The following is an 18,686-nucleotide window of genomic DNA, read 5'->3' as shown; positions in this document are numbered from 1 at the left end:
ATCCCTCACTTCTCCGGGCGCCACCCCAGCGCCCGCGATATCCCGCGCGCCGCGACCCGCACCGCCGGTATCAACACCGGTACCTGTGCGTCGACCTGAGGCACCACGATCGACACCGCGGCCAGCACCGCCCCGCCCCGTCCGCGTACGGGGGCGGCCACCGACAGGGCGTCGTCGGTGACCTGACGGTCGCTCACCGCGACCCCCGTGCGCCGGGTCTCGGCCAGGACCCGGCGCAGGCGGGCCGGTTCCGTGATCGTGTACGGGGTGAAGTCGGCGAGGGGGCCCGCGCAGTAGCGCTCCTGCGCGTCCGGGGTGTCGTGGGCCAGCAGCGCCAGCCCGACGCCGGTGGCGTGCAGCGGCCAGCGGGCGCCGACCCTGATGTGCACGCCGACCGACGAACGCCCCGACAGCCACTCGATGTACACGACGTCGGTGCCGTCCCGCACCGCCAACTGCACGTTCTCGTGCGTCGCTTCGTACAGGTCCTCCAGGTACGGCAGCGCGATCTGCCGCAGGGCGAGACCGCGCGGGGCGAGGGCCGCGACCTCCCACAGCCGTAGCCCCACGTGATAGACGCCGCAGTCGTCCCGCTCCAGCGCGCCCCACTCGGTGAGCGCGCCCACCAGCCGGTGCGCGGTGGTCAGACTCAACCCCGCCCGCCGGCTGATGTCCGTCAGGCTCAGCGCCGGATGCCCGTGGTCGAACGCGCCGAGCACGGACAGCAGCCGGTCGGGCGCGGTGGCGGCGCCGCGTGAACGGGCCCTCGGCTGGCCGGTCACGGCTGGTCGGCGATCCTCAGCAGCAGGGCGTGCAGCGCGTCGCGCTCCCCGGCGTCGAGCGGCTCCAGCAGGTCGTTGGTCACCCGCAGCCCCGCCTCGTCGGTGTCGCGGAGGAAGGCGAGGCCCTTCCCGGTCAGGAGGACGATCTTGCCGCGCCGGTCGTCGGGAGAGGGGCGGCGTTCAGTGAGGCCGAGCTTCTCCAGGTCGTCGACCAGGCCGACGATCGCGCTCGGGTCGTAGCCGAGCCGGGTGCTCAGCTCCCGCTGGAGGGCGCCCTCGGAGCCGGCGAGATAGCGCAGTACCGCGTAGTGGCGCAGCCGCAGCCCGGACTCCTGGAGGAACGTGTTGAAGAGCTGACCGGAGCGCAGCCCCAGACGGTAGAGCAGGTAGCCGGTGTCCGCGTGCAACCCGCGCATCCACGGCTCGTCCGCGTCGATGGGCTTCGGGGTGGCGTGCTGGCGTGTGATGGCGGGCTCCCAGGGTCGGGTCGGTACGGCATGCGGATTCCAGCATGACGTACCCGTCGGTGGCCAACAACTATTGACGTCAACAATTATTGCTCTTAGCTTCGATCTCGAAGCGGTACTCATGCTGAAAGGACCCCTCCCGTGCCCAGCATCGATCTCTCCGGCAAGGTCGCCGTCGTCACCGGCAGCGGCCGGGGCCTCGGCCTCGCCTATGCGCACGCCCTCGCGGCCCACGGCGCCTCCGTGGTCGTCAACGACATCGACGAGGCCGTCGCCGAGCAGGCCGTGAAGTCCATCACCGAGGCCGGCGGCACGGCCGTGGCCGAGGTCGTCCCGGTCGGCACCACCGAGGCCGCCGAGCGGCTCGTGAACCGCGCGGTCGAGGAGTTCGGGCGGCTCGACATCCTCGTCACCAACGCCGGCATCCTGCGCGACAAGGTGCTGTGGAAGATGACCGACGACGACTTCGACGCGGTGATCACCACCCATCTCAAGGGCACCTTCACCTGCGCCCGCGCCGCCGCCGTCCGGATGCGCGAGCAGGGCGAGGGCGGCTCCCTGATCCTGGTCGGCTCCCCGGCCGGCCAGCGCGGCAACTTCGGCCAGACCAACTACGCCGCCGCCAAGGCCGGCATCGCCGCCTTCGCCCGCACCTGGTCCATGGAGCTGGGTCGCGCGAACATCACCGTCAACGCGATCGTGCCCGTCGCCGCGACCGCGATGACCGAGACGATCCCTGCCTTCGCCCCGTACATCGAGGCCATGAGGGACGGCGAGCCGCTCCCGGACTTCCTCCGCAAGGGCGAGGGCTTCGGCACCCCCGAGGACTGCGCGGCCCTCGTCCCCTTCCTCGCCTCCGAGGCCGCCCGCGGCATCACGGGCCAGGCCATCGGCATCGGCGGTGACAAGGTGGCACTCTGGTCACACCCGCAGGAGATCAGCACGGCGTACGCCGACGGCGGCTGGACCCCCGACACCCTGGCCGACGCCTTCCCGACGTCGGTGGGCGCCGAGCTCCAGACCGTGGGCATTCCGGCCCCGAAGCTTCCGGAGGCGTGATGGACCTGGAGTCTCTTGTCGCCATCGACGTACACACCCACGCGGAGGTGTCGTCGAAGGGCCACTCCTCCCTCGACGACGACCTGCACGACGCCTCCTCCGCCTACTTCAAGGTCGAGGGCAAGCGGAAGCCGACCCTGGAGGAGACGGCCGCCTACTACCGCGAGCGGAAGACGGCCGCGGTCATCTTCACGGTCGACGCGGAATCGGCGACCGGCACCGCACCCGTCCCCAACGAGGAGGTGGCGGAGGCCGCGGCCGCGAACTCCGACGTCCTCATCCCCTTCGCCTCCATCGACCCCTTCCGCGGCAAGGCGGGCGTCAAGCAGGCCCGCCGCCTGGTCGAGGAGTACGGGGTGAAGGGCTTCAAGTTCCACCCCAGCATCCAGGGCTTCTTCCCCAACGACCGCTCGGTGGCGTACGACCTCTACGAGGTCATCGAGGAGACCGGCACGATCGCCCTCTTCCACACGGGCCAGACGGGCATCGGCGCCGGCGTCCCGGGTGGCGGCGGTATCCGCCTGAAGTACTCCAACCCCCTCCACGTGGACGACGTGGCGGCCGACTTCCCCCATCTGAAGATCATCCTGGCGCACCCGTCCTTCCCCTGGCAGGACGAGGCCCTCGCCGTCGCCACGCACAAGCCGGGCGTCCACATCGACCTCTCCGGCTGGTCCCCGAAGTACTTCCCGCCGCAACTCGTCCAGTACGCGAACACCCTGCTCAAGGACAAGGTCCTCTTCGGCTCCGACTTCCCCGTCCTCACCCCCGACCGCTGGCTCGCCGACTTCGCGAAGCTGCCGATCAAGGACGAGGTCAGGCCGAGGATCCTCAAGGAGAACGCCGCCCGTCTGCTCGGGCTGACCAAGCCATAAGGGGCTGTAGATGCGCAACGAGGGACTGGGGTCATGGCCCGCACGCCGGGCCCGCAAGACCCCGCACCGCACCGCACTGGTGCACGGCGACACGGCATGGACGTACGCGCAACTGCACGAGCGCACCACCCGCCTCGCCCACGCACTGCGCGCCCGGGGCGTGCGGCGCGGCGACCGGATCGCCTACCTCGGCCCCAACCACCCCTCCTACCTGGAGACGTTGTTCGCGGCGGGCACCCTCGGCGCGGTCTTCGTCCCCCTCAACATCCGCCTCGCGGGACCGGAGATCGCCTACCAGCTCAGCGACTCCGGCACCAGGGCACTCGTCTACGGCCCCCAGTACGCGGGCCTGGTGGCGGGCCTGCCGGGCGACACGGACGTGCGGGCGTACGTGGAGGTGGGCGCCGGATACGAGGCGGAACTGACGAGAGCGGCCACGGACGACCCGATCGACGAACCGGTCGCCGCCGACGACACCTGCATCATCATGTACACCTCCGGTACGACCGGCCGCCCCAAGGGCGCGATGCTCACCCACGCCAACCTGACCTGGAACGCGCTCAACGTCCTCGTCGACACCGACCTGATCGCCGACGAACGCGCCCTGGTCTCGGCCCCGTTGTTCCACACGGCAGGCCTGAACATGCTGACGCTGCCGGTCCTGTTGAAGGGCGGCACCTGCGTCCTGGTGGAGGCCTTCGACCCTTCGACCACCTTCGACCTGATCGAACGCCACCGGATCACCTTCATGTTCGGCGTCCCGACGATGTTCGAACAGATCGCCCGCCACCCGCGCTGGCCGGACGCGGACCTCTCCTCCCTCCGCATCCTCACCTGCGGCGGCTCACCCGTCCCCACCGCGATGATCGCCGCCTATCAGGAGCGGGACCTGACCTTCCTCCAGGGCTACGGCATGACGGAAGCCTCCCCCGGCACGCTCTTCCTGGACGCCGAACACGCGGTCACCAAGGCCGGTTCGGCGGGCGTGCCGCACTTCTTCAGCGATGTACGGGTCGTACGACCGGACATGGCGCCGGTCGACGTCGGAGAGACCGGCGAGGTCGTCATCCGCGGCCCCCATGTCATGCCCGGCTACTGGGGGTTGCCCGAGGAGACGGCCGCCTCCTTCACGGACGGCTGGTTCCGCAGCGGGGACGCCGCCCGCGTCGACGAGGACGGCTATGTCTTCATCGTCGACCGCCTCAAGGACATGATCATCTCGGGCGGCGAGAACATCTACCCCGCCGAGATCGAGGACCTGCTCCTCACCCACCCCGACATCGTCGAGTGCGCGGTCATCGGCGTGCCGGACGACAAGTGGGGCGAGGTCCCGCGCGCGGTCGTCGTCCCCCGCGAGGGTGCCTCGCTCGACCCCGACGACGTGCTGGCCTCCCTCTCCGGCCGCCTCGCCAAATACAAGATCCCCAAGTCGGTGGTGCTCGCGGCCGAGTTGCCGCGCACCGCCTCCGGAAAACTCCTCAAGTCCCGCGTCCGTACCCGCTACGGCAACAGCTAAGGAACCCCATGAGCATCACCGTCAACGGCCTCGACGAACTCAAGAAGCTGGCCGGCGCCGACCTGGGCACCAGCGACTGGATCGAGGTCACCCAGGCCCGCATCAACACCTTCGCCGACGCCACGGGCGACCACCAGTGGATCCACGTCGACCCCGAGCGCGCGGCGGAGGGCCCCTTCGGCGCCCCGATAGCCCACGGCTATCTGACCCTCTCCCTCTTCATCCCCCTGTTCACCGAGCTGTTGGACGTCCAGGGCGTCACGACGAAGGTCAACTACGGCCTGAACAAGGTCCGTTTCCCCTCCCCGGTGAAGGTGGGCTCGCGGATTCGGCTGGTCGGCAAGCTGGCGGACGTCGAGGAGGTGGCGGGCGGGGTGCAGATCGCCGTCGACGGGGTGATCGAGATCGAGGGCGGGGGGAAGCCGGCGGCGGTGTTGCAGAGTCTTTCGCGGTTCTACGCATAACCGGCGCATTCCTCCCGTGAGCGTCACAGGGAGCCCCGGAGTTCCTACACTGAGTGTTCACCCCCAGGGGGTGCAGGGGCCGGGGGACGTGATCGGGGGGTCGCGTGAAGCTGACGCAGCCGTCGGGGGAGGATGCCAACGCGCCCTACTTCTTCCTGAGTTACGCCCACATTCCGCTGGCCGGCTCCGACGCGTCCGACCCGGACCTGTGGGTGTACCGCCTCTTCCGTGATCTGTGCGAGCACATCCGCAACCTGACCGCGCACCCTGGCGCCCCGGGGTTCATGGACCGCACGATAGGACCCGGCCAGATCTGGAGCGACGAACTCGCCGACTCGCTCGGCGGCTGCCGGGTCTTCGTGCCGCTGTACTCGCCGCGCTACTTCATCAGCCCCTGGTGCGGGAGGGAATGGGCCGCGTTCCATGACCGCAGGGCATGCCATCGGGACCCGGAAGGGCGGGGCACACCCAGCGCGATCGTGCCGGCACTGTGGGCGCCGGTGCCGGACCGAGGACTTCCCGACTGTGTGAAGGAGGTGCAGTACGCGCATCCCGAACTCGGCGACCGCTACCGCACGTACGGACTGTACGGACTGGCCAAGGTCCACGCGTTCCGGCGCGACTACCAGAAGGCCGTGCTGCACCTGGCCCGGCGCATCGTCGAGGTCGGCGAGAGCGTCGCCGTGGAGCACGGCACCCCGGACGGCCTCAGCAGCGCGCGTGACGCCTTCGCGGCACGGCCCGCGGCCGGGCGCAGACTGCGCATCAGCGTGGCGGCCGGCACACTCGACCGGTTGCCCGAAGGGCGCAGCACGCAGTACTACGGCCCCACACCGCTGCACTGGAACCCCTACCACCCGGCGTCCGACCGGCCGGTCGCCCAGGTGGCCGCCGGTATCGCCGCAGGCCTCGACTTCCGCGCCGATGTGAGCGAGTTCGACCACACGGCCCCGCCCGCCGACGCCCCGGAGGTGCTGCTCCTCGACCGCTGGATGCTGCGCGACCCCGAACACCGCACCCGGCTCGGCGAGTTCGACGACAGCGACGCACCTCCCGTCGGCCTCGTCGTGCCCTGGAACGACGACGATCCCGACGGTGACGAGATCGAGCACGAACTCGCAGCCGACCTGGGTGCCACCCTGCCCCGACGGGTGCGCCAGGGGCGCGAGGCGTGCCGGGCCGCCGTGCGTGGGGTGCCTGACGAGGGGTCCTTCCGCGAGGTGCTCCCACGCGTCGTCCGCTGGGCGGAGGGCCAGTACCTCAGGAGAGCCCGACCGCTGCCGCCGCCCGGTCAGGCCACTCCGCGTTTCCGCCTCGGCGGCTCCGACGCCTGGTCCCCGGCACCCCACCCGGGGGACGAGAAGGAGGGTCACGATGAGCGGGGATGACCGACAGGGCCCTAGCCAGGGCCGCATCGTGACGTTCTACTCGTACAAGGGTGGCACCGGCCGCACCATGGCCCTCGCGAACGTCGCCTGGATCCTGGCCGCCAACGGGCACCGTGTGCTGGCCGTCGACTGGGACCTGGAGGCCCCCGGCCTGCACCGCTTCTTCCATCCCTTCCTGGACCCGGGCACCGTTCGCGCCACGACGGGCGTCATCGACCTGCTCAGGGAGTACGCCTGGGCCGCGACCACCGACGGCGCCGAAACGGAGGAGCGAGCACGCGACTGGCATCGTGAATACGCCCGCGTCCAACGCCATGCCGTCTCCCTGAACTGGCTGTTCCCGGTGCCCGGCACCCTCGACCTGGTGCTCGCCGGCCGGCAGAACCGTGACTACGCCTCTACGATCGCCACTTTCGACTGGGACAACTTCTACGACCGGCTCGGCGGCGGCCTGTTCCTCGACGCGCTGCGTGAGGACATGCGGCAGAACTACGACTACGTCCTCATCGACAGCCGCACCGGCCTCTCGGACATCGCCGACATCTGCACCGCGCACCTCCCTGACATCCTCGTGGACTGCTTCACCCTCAGCGGCCAGAGCATCGACGGCGCGGCCGCCGTCGCCCACGACATCCACGACCGTTTCCAGAGCCGAAGTATCCGCATTCTGCCCGTCCCCATGCGCATCGACGAGGGCGAGAAGGAGAAGGCGGACGCCGGACGGGCCCTGGCCAGGGCACGCTTCGACAGTCTGCCGACGGGCCTGGACGAGGAGGGCCTCGCCGCCTACTGGGGAGCGGTGGAGATTCCGTACCGCCCCTACTACGCCTACGAGGAGACCCTGGCCGCCTTCAGTGACGATCCGGACAACCCCGCTTCCCTCCTGGCGGCGTACGAGCGCCTCACCGGCGTCGTCACCGACCGGGCCGTCACCCGACTGCCCCGCATGCCGCGGGATGTGCGCGACGGCGTCCGGACGAAGTTCAGCCGGGCCCGCCTCGTCCTTCCGGCCCAGCTGAGGCTCGTCCATGTCTCCGAGGACCGCATGTGGGCCGACTGGATCGCCGACCTGCTCTTGAGGGCCGGGTTCAGAGTGTCAATGCGGTGCGTCGGCGGCGCGGGCGAGGGCACCGAAGGGTCGGCCGACCGCACACTCTTCCTGTTCTCCCCGGCCTTCCAGCGCTCGGCACGGGCCCGTCGCGCCTGGGAAGCAGCCACCGGCGCAGACCGCAACGAACACGGGCAGGTCGTCGCGGTCCGCGTGGGCCCGGTCTCTCCGACAGCGGTGTTCGGCAAGTGGCCCTGGGCCGACCTGGTGGGCCGGGACGAGCGGAGCGCGGGCAACGCTCTGCTGACAGCCCTGGGCCGGCCGGCCGAGCCCGTGGCACGGCCCGATGGCGTCACCGACCTGGACAGCCGCTTCCCCGACACAGTGCCCCGAATCTGGAACGACCCGCCGCGCAATGCGCACTTCACGGGTCGCGGCGCCCTGCTGGAGAAGCTGCGTGACGGCCTGCGCCACCGCGCCGCCGACGGTGCTCGCGCGCCGTACGCCCTGTGCGGACTGGGAGGTGTCGGCAAGACGCAGATCGCCTTGGAGTACGCACACCGGTTCGCCGCCGACTACGACGTCGTCTGGTGGATCTCCGCCGAACAGGACGAACACGTGGTCGACGCCCTCGCCGAGCTGGGCCGCCGACTGGGCCTGAGGTCCGGCGGCGACACCGCCGAGGCCGCCCGGGAAGCCCGCGACCACCTGCGGCAGACACCCGGCCTGCGCTGCCTCCTGGTGTTCGACAACGCCGACGAGCCACAGGACGTCAGTCGTCACTTTCCGGGCGGCACCCCATGCGTGCTCGTCACCACCCGCAACAGAGCCTGGCAGCAGTACGCCGAGGTGCTGGAGATCGAACCGTTCCTGCGCGAGGAGAGCGTCGAACGGCTTCTGCTCCGGGCCACCGACCTCGATCACGAGGACGCCGAACGCGTCGCCGAAGCAGTCGGCGACCTGCCCCTTGCCGTCGATCAGGCGGGTGCCTGGCTCGCCGAGACCGGCACCCCCGTCGACACCTACCTCGCCGAACTGGAGCGGCAGGCCGTGGAAGTGATGTCGGTCGGCCGGCCCGCGAACTATCCGGAGCCGGTCGGCGCCACCTGGAACGTCTCCATCGAACGTCTCAAACAGCATTCACCAGCTGCTGTGCGCCTGCTCCAGCTGTGCGCCTTCTTCGGCGCCGAGCCGATCTCCCTGAGGTTGCTGCAGAACGACAGAGTGCTGAGCGTGCTGGACCCCACGCTCCAGGACCGGCTGTCCGTCGGACGGGCGATCAAGGAGATCGGTCGCTTCGCCCTCGCGCGAGTGGACTCGGCCAAGCAGTCGATCCAGGTGCACCGGCTCGTGCAAGCGGTGATCCGGTTCGGGCTCACCGAAGCGGAGCAGCAGGAGGCACGGCACACCGTCCACCGCATCCTGGCCGCGGCCCGGCCCTCGGGCATCGAGCCTGTCGACGATCTGGAGAACGGCCCCCAGTTCGAGTCGATCCTGCCGCACCTCAAGGCCTCGAACGCCGCGGACTCCCGTGACCCGGAGGTCCGGCAACTGCTCATGGACCAGGTGCGCCACCTGTGGCGTCGCGGCGATCTGAACAAAGCCCTCTCGCTCGCCGACGACCTGCGCACCCGATGGCGGAGCTGGCTGGCCGATGGTCATGACCAGGAGTTGCAGACCCAGTTGCTGCGCCTGCAGTGCCAGGCCGGCGATGTGCTGCGCTCGTTGGGCAGGTACGCCGAAGCGGCGGAGCTGGGTTTCGTGACCTTGTCCGGACAGCGCACCCTGCTGGGACCGGGCCATCAGCACATCCTGATGACGGCCACGGCGCTGGCGGCCGACCTCGGGAGCCTCGGTCGCTTCGAGGAGGCACTGGAACTGGCCACCGAGGCCCACCTGGGTTTCGAGGACCTCTTCGGCGAGAGTCACCGGCGCACACTCAGTGCCCGCAACAACCTTGCCCTGTGTCTGCGGCTCCTCGGCCGCTACGACGACGCCCACGCCCTGGACGCGGAGATCTACGAACGCCGCCGCGTCGTCCTCGGCAGCATGCACCCGCACACGCTGTCCACGCTCGCCAACCTGGGGCGCGACCTCCGCGAGACGGGCCGCTACGAGGAGTCGGTGGCGGAGCTCAGCAGCACCTACGAGCACTACGAGCGGATACTGGGCGAGGACCACCCGGAGACCCTGCGCACCGCCAAGAGCCTCGCGGTCTCCCTGCGCCGGACCGGCATGGCTGACGACGCCCGGATCCTCACGGAACGGACCCTTGAGCACCACCAGCTACGCAAGACCCCCGTAACCACCCCGGATGTCCTGGACTGCACCCTGAACCACGCCTGCGATCTCTATGCCACGGGTGCTCAGGAGCGGGCCCTGGACCTGGCGCAGGACATCGCGGGGCAGTACCGCGCCGCACTCGGCGAACGCCACCCGGCAACGCTGACCGCCGTCAACAACCTCGGCATCTTCCAGGGAGGTTCGGGTGCGGCAGACCAGGCCTGGCCTCTGCTGGAAAGCACCCTCGCCACCCTGCGTACCGTGCTGGGCGAGCACCACCCCTACACCCTGGCCTGCGCGGTCAATCTGGCCACCGTGCTGGCCCAGCTGGGGGAGCCCGCCCAGGCCGAGGAACTGGCGCGGGCGGCCGTCGTCGGGTTCCGGATCGCGGTAGGGGCCCAGCATCCGGACACGGTCGTGGCCCGCGCCAACCTCGCGATCGCCCTGCATGCGCTCGATCGTGTCCCTGACGCCGTTCAGCTGCAGGAGGAGGCACTGGCCGACTTCGAGCAGATGCTCGGCGGGGAGCATCCCTACACGGTCAGCGTGCGCGACGGCCGCCTCATCCCTAGGGACCTGGAGCCGCCGCTCGTATGAGACCGGCTCAGCCCTCGTCGTCCACGGCGTCGCGCACCGCCACCAGGTCCAGCAGACGCTCCGCCGCCTCCCGAGCCAGCGGCGTCAGTCGCTCGTGCACCGCCCGGAACGTCTTCTCCGCCTGCTCCGCCGGCCAGTCGTCCGGCAGATGCTTCACCGGGAGTCGGGGATCGCGCCGGATGACCCGGAGCCACTCCGCCTGGAGGAGGAGGCGTTGGGCCAGGGCCTCGTCGGCTTCCGGTGCCCGCGTCTGCCAGGGCTGCCAGCGGCTGACGAACGCCTCGTACCGTTCCGCCAGTTCGGCCAGTTCCCAGGTCTCCTCGATCATCGCGCCGATGTCCATGCCCGCGTCGGCGTGCGCGCGGAAGACCTTGACGTGGGCGGACAGGCCCAGGTCGGCGACGAGTTCGGCGACGTCGACCTCGCCGGGGGCGATCCACAGGCCGCTGAACAGGGGGCCGAAGCCGGACCAGGTGAGTTTGGAGCGCAGGTCGTGGCGTTGGCGTTGCCAGGACTCGGGGAGGGAGAAGCCGAGGAGGGTCCAGGTGCCGTCCCAGTGGCGGTTCACGGCGCCGGTCTGCCAGATGCGGCGTTCGCCGTCCCGCAGGACCGCCGCCGAGTGCTCGGTCAGGCCGAAGTACATGCGGCGGCCCTCACGCTGCCGGCGCAGCAGGCCGCGGTTCACCATGCGGGTGAGGGTGGAGCGCGTCGCCTGCTCGCCGACACCTACACGGGCGAACACGTCGATGACGCTGCCCGAGTACACGCAGACGTCACGCCCGAGCACCTGGTCGCCCAGGAACGTGAGCATGAGGGACTGGGGCCGCAGCGACTCTTCCGTGGTCACGCGGCCACCGTACCTCCCTCCGATTCAGCTGGTGACCTGGTGGTACGAGGACTTCGTCAGGCACCCGCCACGTCGACGAAGACGGGGTTCGAATAGAACCACGTGTCCGCCCACGGGTCACCGTCACCTGGCGTGTGCGGGATCGGGCCGTGGGGGTCGATCGACGCGCCGAGGTAGCCCGCGCCATGGCGGTTGCCGTCGCTGCCGCGCAGCCGGACGTAGAAGGACTCGTCCCCGGCGATGAGCGGGATGCGCAGGGTGTACGTCCCCTTGCGGCCGCTCACGTCCGTCGTCCGCACGACCTTCGTGTCGGGGGCCCGCCAGGAGTCGCGGTCGGTCACCGGTCCGCGCACCGCGCCCCGGATCACGTCCACGTGCGCCAACTCCGGCAGGATTCCCTGGGGGTTGGGTCGGGACGCGGTCGTGACCGTCACGTACAGGCTGATCTTCTCGCCCTTGCGGACCCGCAGCCGGCCGCCGAGCGTGACGCCCCGGCCGGCGTCGCAGTCCCGCTTCAGGCGGACGTCGAGGCCGTCGAGCAGATGCCCGTGGTCCAGCCAGACGCGGCCCGCGCGCAGGCCCGCCATGACCGCGCGGTAGCCGTAGCGGGTGACGCCGACGTGGGTGCGGCTGAACTCGCCCGGCCAGAAGTCGCTGCCCGGCTGCGGGGTGTCGGTGTTCACCGGGTCGGGAAGCTTGCCGGTGTTGTCGAAGTTCTGGCCGGCCGGCCAGTCGCCGTTCTTCCAGGTGTCGAAGACCGTGCGGTGGTTGTCGGAGTTCGTGGTGATCGAATACAGGCTGCCTTCGGCCAGCATCGAGTCCCACAGGCCGCCGACGGTCGCCGTCGCCCAGTCGAAGCCGCCGTACGTCACATACGCCTCGGCCGGATAGCCCGCCCAGGACTGCGCCGACGGCTTGTTCTCGTACTCGCCGCGGATCGACGTCGCCCCGCGCCAGCCGGGCAGGGCCGCGCCCTGGGCGCCCGGTGCGCCCTCCATGCCGATCATGATCTCGGGGGCCGCGTCCCGCCAGTTCCGGATCTCGTGCGGGGAGTCGATGCCGAGGCGGAGAGGGTGGTTGGCGATGACCAGGACATCGTCGACGTAGCCCGAACGGCGTTGTTCCGCCAGCCACTTGATCGCCTTGACGGCGTGCGCCTCGTTGCGGGCGGTGTCGGTCGCGCCGGCCGAGCCCTCGGTGTAGCCGAGGAGCTTGCCGTCGTAGGCGAGCTCGAACTGAGTGAGCAGATCGGTCTCGTGGGGGCCGGGGGCCGCGAAGACCGTGCAGTGCTCGGCGGCCGGGATGTACCACTCCAGGCCCTGGAAGATCAGCTGGCGCGGGTTCTCGGCGCGGGCCTTGACGATCTCGGCGTGCTCCAGCTTCGCGCCGTACGCGGCGTGGCCGAAGTTGGAGTGCTCGTTGAACACCATCCAGTCCAGGCCGTACCTGGCGGCGGCCCCGGCCTGTTGGGAGAACGTGTACTTGGCGTCGTGGCTGTAGACGGAGTGGATGTGGTGGTCGCCGACGAGGTAGGCGAGCCGCGGGTCGTCGCCGCCGAGCCGCTGTTGGGCGGCCTCGGCGGGCAAGGCCGCCCCGCCGAGGGCGAAGGCCGCGCCGAACAGACCGGCGCCGCGCAGGAGCCCGCGCCTCGACAGGCCCTGCGGGTCGAGGTCGGCGGGGGAGACGGAGGGGTCGGCCCAGGAGGGCAGCTGCTGTTCGGTCATGACGGTCCTCGACAGGTCAGTGGTTCATGAAGGACGTGACGGGCAGCGCCCGTTCGACGATGCGGACGTCGCCGAGGCGTCCGTGCAGGATCTGGTCGATCTTCCCGCCGTACTCGTAGCCGCCGAGCAGCCACGGGAGTCCGACGGAGGCGATGCCGGTCGACGTCGCCCTGGGGTTGCGGACGACCGGGCAGCCCTCGACGTACAGGGTGGTGTGCCGGCCGTCGTTGACGATCGCCAGGTGCCACCAGGTCTCCAGCGGCGTCTCCTGGCCCCAGTTGGTGGCGATGCCCTCCTGGTTCAGCGGGCGCATCGCCCACTGCGGCTCACGGTCGTTGGAGAGGGACAGCGTGGCCAGCGGCTCGTCGGGGTCGTCCGCGGTCTTGCCGGCGGCGCCGCCCGTGCCGGTACGGCTGACGATGCCGGACCAGGCGTGGTGGTCGGGGTCCCAGTCGGCGGGGAGGCGGTAGAAGGCCTCGATGGTGTAACCGGCCTTGAACGTCGCCGAGTTGAGCGGGGCGCCGTCGACCGTGCGCAGATACGCGCCCTTCAGCGGCGACTTGTAGCCCTGGAACTCCAGGCTGCCGTGACCGGGTTGGTCGGGGTGATGGTCGGACGACCAGCCGAGCGTGCCGCCGCCCACGGACACGAGGCCGAGGTCGTTGCCGCGCCCGGACAGGTCACGGACCTTGTCCGTCACCGCGCTGTCGAACCGCCAGTACGCCAGCGTGCCCGGTATCAGCATCCGCGACACCGGACGGGCCGGACGGGCGGGCACCGGCGCGAAGCCGGAGAAGCGGTCGGCGAAGTCGATGTCCACCGTGAACCGGTCGGCGTCACCGCTGAGTTCGATCTCCTGCCGCTCCAGCTCGTTGAGCCCCTTCCCGGCCCGGCCCAGGATCCACGGCGAGACCGTCTCGACGTCGATCACGTTCCGGTCCAGGTCGAAGCGGTAGAGCCGGATCATCGCGGCCCCGCCGAAATAGCGGTTCTGGTAGTTCGTCAGATGCAGATGGACGTCATGTCCGGCCGCGTTCTTGCGGGTTGCGCGGGCGGCGGGCCAGTAGTGGCCGTTGAGGGTGAGGAAGATCTGGTCGTGGTCCGCGACCAGCCGGTCCCACAGCTGCTGCCCGTACGCGGACAGCGTGTCGTCCTCGACGACCAGCTCGTGCGTGGTGAGGATGACCGGTGTCCTCGGGTGGGCGGCCAGGACGTCCTTCGCCCACGCGTACCCCTGGTCCGACAGCCGCCAGTCCAGCGCGAGGACCAGCCACTCCCGGCCCGCGGCCCGGAAGAGGTGGAAGGTGTTGTAGCCGTCGGCGGAGGCCCCGCCGAACGTGGACTTCCCCTTGAACCGGTCGGGGCCGAACGCGTCCAGATAGGGCGTCGCCCCGCGCTGGTCGGTCGTCGAGGACTTCACGTCGTGGTTGCCGGCGAGGACGCTGTAGCCGACCCCGCGCCGGTCAAGGAGCTTGAACGCCTCGCTGATCGCGGCGACTTCGGCCGAGGACCCGTTCTGGGTGAGATCCCCGAGGTGGGACAGGAAGACGATGTTCTCGTCCTTCCCGTGCTCCAGCAGATAGCGCAGGGAGGCCTCGACCGGCGCCTTGTCGATGCTCGGCCCGTCGAAGAGGTACTGGGTGTCGGGCATGACGGCGAGGGTGAAGCGACGGCTGTCGGTGTCCGGCCGCCCACGCGATGCGGAGGCGGCCTCGGCCGCGGTCGGCAGCGCGACCCCGGCCGTGGCGGCGGCGCCCAACAGGGCTGTCGCCCGTAGGAAGCTGCGCCGTCCGGCGCCCGCCTGGGCATGCTCGGACCCGTGTTCAGGCAAAGTGCACACGTGTGCTCCGTAAAGGGGGTGAAAACCAGGGGAGTTCAGAGAACGCTCAGGGTCCAGCTCCAGCGGTGGACACCCGGTGCGACGAGATAGGACGGGAAGGTGTCGGGGCCGCACGACGCCGTGCCGAGACCCCGGTGGGCCGCGTCGAGGTGCACGACGCACCCGGCACGCGGGACCAGCTGGTCGTGGTGGGCCACCGCGCTCAGGTCGGCGGCCCGGTAGCGCGTCACCGACACCTGGCGAGGCTCGTCGAGCGCGACCGCGAGCCCGGTGGCGTCCGGCGCCGACAGCCTGAAGTGCCGTACGCCGTTGCGGCCGCCGCTCTCCTGAGGCCGCAGATAGGGGGTGAACAACTCGTCCACCGGCACCGAGTGGTGGCCGACGGGCGCGGTACGGCGGTCGGGGTACGACTCCCAGGGCCCGGGCCCGTACCACTCCATCAGGTCGATCCCCGGCACGGTCTCGAAGACGGAGCCCACCCGCGCCACATCGGCGAGGGCGTCCGGCAGTTCGGCCGACTCCTCGATCCGCACCCCGCCCTCGACGGGCGTGAACATCTGCACATGCCGTACGACACCCACCTCGGCGGCGTACTCGGCCAGCACGGTGACCCGGTCCGAGTCCCGGCGCACCTCGACGACCTTGCGGACCAGGGCGTCAAGGCCCCAGGCCCGCCAGCGCAGCGCCATGCCGCCCAGCTCGTCGTTGTCGGTGGGCGCCCGCCACAGGGAGAGCGCGGGAGAGGCGGCGAGGAGGGGGTGGACGAGGAGACCCTCGGTGTCGACCTCGACCGGCGCCGAGGAAGAACGATTCGCCAACACCACGCGGGCCGCCTCCCGCAACCGCACCTGCGGCAGACACACCACGGTCCCCGCGGGCGCCCACGCCTCCTCCCGCGCGGTCGTCACCCGCAGCGTCAGCCATGCCTCCCCACCGTCCACCGGCAGCGCGAAGGGGAGCGGCACGGCCGCGGTCTCACCGGGTCGCAGGTCGGGCAGGTCGGCCGGCGCGGTCAGCACCCGGCCGTCGGCCAGGGACAGCTCCCACTCGCCGGACAGCCAGTCCAGGCCCCGGAAGTGCTGATGGTTGCCCAGCACGATGCCCTCGTGCCGGTGGGCCTCGATCCGGACCGGCGCCGCGATCTCCCGGTGTTCGTACATCACCGGCTTGGGCGTGCGGTCCGGGAACACCACGCCGTCCGCGATGAACGCCCCGTCATGGAGGCGTTCGCCGAAGTCGCCGCCGTACGCCCAGCGGTACCCGGGCGCGGCGACACCGTTGTCATAGAGCCCGGCGCCCCCACGCCCGACCGGTCTTCCGTCGCTCACGCGCTGAAGGATTCCGTGGTCCCAGAACTCCCAGATGAACCCGCCCTGAAGACCCGGGGTGGACTCGATGGCGGCCCAATGGTCGGCCAGCGTGCCGTTGCTGTTGCCCATGGCGTGCGAGTACTCGCACTGGATGAGCGGCTTGGTCTGCTCGCCGGACAGCGCGTGCGCCACGCAGTCCTCCAGCGGCGCGTACATCGGACAGGCAATGTCGGAGGCCACCCCCGGGTCCGCCCAGCCCAGTTTGGCGGCACCCTCGTACTGGATCGGCCGCGTCGGGTCGTGCCGCCGCACCCAGCCGGCGGCCGCGTCGTGGTTGGCCCCGTAGTCGGACTCGTTGCCGAGCGACCAGATGATCACCGAGGGGTGGTTCTTGTCGCGCAGCACCATCCGGGAGACGCGGTCCACGAAGGCGTTCAGATAGCGCGGGTCGTCGGCGATCTCGTGGGCGTGGTCGTGGGACTCGATGTCCGCCTCGTCGACGACGTAGAAGCCGAGTTCGTCGGCCAGGTCGTACAGAGCGGGGTCGTTCGGATAGTGGGCGGTGCGGATCGCGTTGAAACCGAAGCGCTTCAGCAGGACCAGGTCCGCGCGCATGTCGTCGTACGACACCGTCCGCCCGGTCAGCGGATGGAAGTCATGGCGGTTGACGCCCCGGATGTAGACCCGCTCACCGTTGACCAGCAGGTCCCGGCCGACGATCTCGACGTCACGGAAGCCGATCCGGTGGTACGACGTGTCGGCCACCGTGCCGTCCGCGCGGTGCAGTCGGACGGTCAGGCCGTACAGCTCGGGCGTCTCGGCGTTCCAGGTGCGCGCATCGGGGACGGTGGCTCGCATCCGGGCCTCACCGAGGAAGTCGGAGACGCGCTCGTCCTCGGTGTTGAGGCGGTCGAACTCCGTGTCCTGCGTCAGCGGGAGACCGTCGAGGTCCCCGCTGACGTACCAGCCCTCGGGCAGCGCCCCGCCCCTGTCCCGCACCTGGCAGTCGACGCGCAGTTCGCCGCTGTACGCGGCCCGTACGGTCACGTCCGCGAGGTGCAGCGGGTCCGTGGCGTACAGCAGCACCGAGCGGGTGATTCCGCCGTGCCACCACTGGTCCTGGTCCTCGATGTGCGAGGCGTCCGACCATTTGACGACCGTGAGGCGCAGCGTGCTGGACGAGCCGGGCGTGACGAGGCCCGTCAGGTCGAACTCGGCCGCCAGACGGGAGTCCTTGGAGAGGCCGATCGGCCGCCCGTCCACGTGCACGAGCAGCACGCTCTCCGCGGCGCCGACCTGGAGGACGATCCGGCGTCCGGCCCAGTCGGCGGGGACGTCCACTTCCCGCTCGTAGACGCCCGTCGGGTTCTCAGTGGGCGACAAAGGCGGGAACTCTTCGAACGGCATGCGGATGTTCAGGTACTGCGGCAGGTCGTCCGTGCCCTGCATCGTCCAGACGCCGGGGACGTGCGCCGACGACCAGGGACCGCCGACCGGCGCGTCCGGAACGGGCAGCAACCGAAAGCGCCAGTCGCCGTCCTGGGGGAGTGATCCGGAGCGCCGGTCGACGGCGTTCATGGGGAGCCGCCCCCAGGAGGTCACCTCGGGTGCCTCCCAGGGGCGCAGGGCGATGAGCGGATCGTGGTTCATCCGCGGACGGCTCCCTTCGCGAGGTCGCCGATGATCTGCTTGGCGCCGACCGCGAAGACGATCAGCAGCGGGATGAGGGCGAGCAGCGCGCCCGTCATCACGATGCCGTAGTCCGTGGTGCCGTGGGTGCCGTTGAGCTGGGACAGGGCGACCTGCAGTGTCACGTTGTCGGGGTTGGTGAGGGCGATCAGGGGCCAGGCGAAGTCGTTCCACTGGCCCATGAAGGTGAAGATGCCGAGGAAGGCGAGACCGGGGCGGACCACCGGCAGCGCCACATGCCAGTACTGGCGCAGGAAATTCGCGCCGTCGAGCTTGGAGGCGTCGAGGAGTTCGTCGTGGATGGCGGACTTCATGTACTGGCGCATCCAGAAGATGCCGAACGCGTTGGCCGCGGCCGGCACGATCAGCGCGGTCATCGAGCCGATCCAGCCGATCTTCGCCATGATCACGAACTGCGGGATGACCGACAGCTGCGCCGGCACCATGAAGATGACCATGAGCAGCCCGAACAGCACGTTCTTGCCGGGGAACTCGAACTTGGCGAAGACGAAGGCGGCCAGCGAGTCGAAGAGCAGGACCAGGAAGGTCACCGACACCGCGACCAGCAGCGAGTTCCACATCGACCCGAAGAAGTCGATGGCGTCGAAGAGATTGCGGACGTTCTCCAGGAAGTGCGTGCCCGGGAGCAGCTTAGGTGGGTAGGAGAAGATCTCCGTCGAGCTGTGCGTCGACATGATCACGGCCCAGTAGAACGGGAAGGCCGAGATCAGTGTGCCGATGATCAGCGGGAGATGCAGCGCGATCCCTCTGCGGCGAGATCCCTTGATGGAAGTCAT

General features: G+C 70.2%; 13 protein-coding genes. 6 read left to right on the top strand and 7 right to left on the bottom strand.

Annotated features, from left to right (window positions below):
* Positions 1-5 precede the first annotated feature (5 nt).
* Positions 6-782 carry an IclR family transcriptional regulator gene (locus OG885_RS07680; RefSeq protein WP_405728024.1) on the bottom strand — a complete coding sequence of 259 codons (777 nt, stop codon included), beginning with the start codon at positions 780-782 and terminating at the stop codon, positions 6-8.
* Positions 779-1,198, bottom strand: a complete 420-nt coding sequence (locus OG885_RS07675) for a MarR family winged helix-turn-helix transcriptional regulator (RefSeq protein WP_405728021.1) — start codon at positions 1,196-1,198, stop codon at positions 779-781. Before OG885_RS07675 ends, OG885_RS07680 begins: the two co-directional genes overlap by 4 nt.
* A gap of 192 nt (positions 1,199-1,390) precedes the next feature.
* Here OG885_RS07675 and OG885_RS07670 point away from each other — a divergent pair, with 192 nt between their 5' ends.
* The 6 genes from OG885_RS07670 (at position 1,391) to fxsT (ending at position 10,479) form a co-directional block, all read left to right on the top strand.
* A complete protein-coding gene (locus tag OG885_RS07670) occupies positions 1,391-2,308 on the top strand; it encodes an SDR family NAD(P)-dependent oxidoreductase (RefSeq protein WP_405728018.1) in 918 nt (305 codons plus the stop codon).
* The gene (locus OG885_RS07665) at positions 2,308-3,183 is read left to right on the top strand and encodes an amidohydrolase family protein (RefSeq protein ID WP_405728015.1); all 876 of its coding nucleotides are present in this window, start codon (positions 2,308-2,310) and stop codon (positions 3,181-3,183) included. Before OG885_RS07670 ends, OG885_RS07665 begins: the two co-directional genes overlap by 1 nt.
* Positions 3,184-3,193: 10 nt before the next feature.
* A complete protein-coding gene (locus tag OG885_RS07660; protein ID WP_405728012.1) occupies positions 3,194-4,699 on the top strand; it encodes an acyl-CoA synthetase in 1,506 nt (501 codons plus the stop codon).
* An 8-nt stretch (positions 4,700-4,707) separates the two neighbouring features.
* On the top strand, positions 4,708-5,163 hold the full coding sequence (locus OG885_RS07655) for a MaoC family dehydratase (RefSeq protein ID WP_405728009.1): 456 nt from the start codon (positions 4,708-4,710) through the stop codon (positions 5,161-5,163).
* A gap of 104 nt (positions 5,164-5,267) precedes the next feature.
* Positions 5,268-6,551: a TIR-like protein FxsC gene (locus OG885_RS07650; RefSeq protein ID WP_405728006.1), complete on the top strand. Its 1,284-nt coding sequence runs from the start codon at positions 5,268-5,270 to the stop codon at positions 6,549-6,551.
* Positions 6,538-10,479 carry an FxSxx-COOH system tetratricopeptide repeat protein gene (fxsT, locus tag OG885_RS07645; RefSeq protein ID WP_405728003.1) on the top strand — a complete coding sequence of 1,314 codons (3,942 nt, stop codon included), beginning with the start codon at positions 6,538-6,540 and terminating at the stop codon, positions 10,477-10,479. The genes OG885_RS07650 and fxsT overlap by 14 nt, the downstream gene beginning before the upstream one ends.
* 7 nt (positions 10,480-10,486) lie before the next feature.
* On the opposite strand, the gene OG885_RS07640 is transcribed toward fxsT, so the two are convergent.
* The 5 genes from OG885_RS07640 to OG885_RS07620 are packed head-to-tail and all read right to left on the bottom strand — an operon-like array spanning position 10,487 to position 18,686.
* Complete coding sequence (locus OG885_RS07640) at positions 10,487-11,326, bottom strand: PaaX family transcriptional regulator C-terminal domain-containing protein (RefSeq protein ID WP_405728000.1); 840 nt, start codon at positions 11,324-11,326, stop codon at positions 10,487-10,489.
* Positions 11,327-11,382: 56 nt separating this feature from the next.
* Entirely contained in the window at positions 11,383-13,050 is a 1,668-nt protein-coding gene (locus tag OG885_RS07635; protein ID WP_405727997.1) for a histidinol-phosphatase, read from the bottom strand.
* 16 nt (positions 13,051-13,066) lie between these two features.
* A complete protein-coding gene (locus OG885_RS07630; protein ID WP_405727994.1) occupies positions 13,067-14,890 on the bottom strand; it encodes a LamG-like jellyroll fold domain-containing protein in 1,824 nt (607 codons plus the stop codon).
* A gap of 35 nt (positions 14,891-14,925) precedes the next feature.
* Entirely contained in the window at positions 14,926-17,850 is a 2,925-nt protein-coding gene (locus tag OG885_RS07625) for a glycoside hydrolase family 2 TIM barrel-domain containing protein (RefSeq protein WP_405727991.1), read from the bottom strand.
* Positions 17,847-18,686, bottom strand: a complete 840-nt coding sequence (locus tag OG885_RS07620; protein ID WP_405727988.1) for a carbohydrate ABC transporter permease — start codon at positions 18,684-18,686, stop codon at positions 17,847-17,849. The genes OG885_RS07625 and OG885_RS07620 overlap by 4 nt, the downstream gene beginning before the upstream one ends.

The sequence above is a fragment of the Streptomyces sp. NBC_00028 genome (assembly GCF_045041065.1).
Lineage (GTDB): Bacteria > Actinomycetota > Actinomycetes > Streptomycetales > Streptomycetaceae > Streptomyces.
The sequence above is the reverse complement of the archived record's forward strand: the minus strand, read 5'-3'. Positions and strand labels throughout refer to the sequence as shown.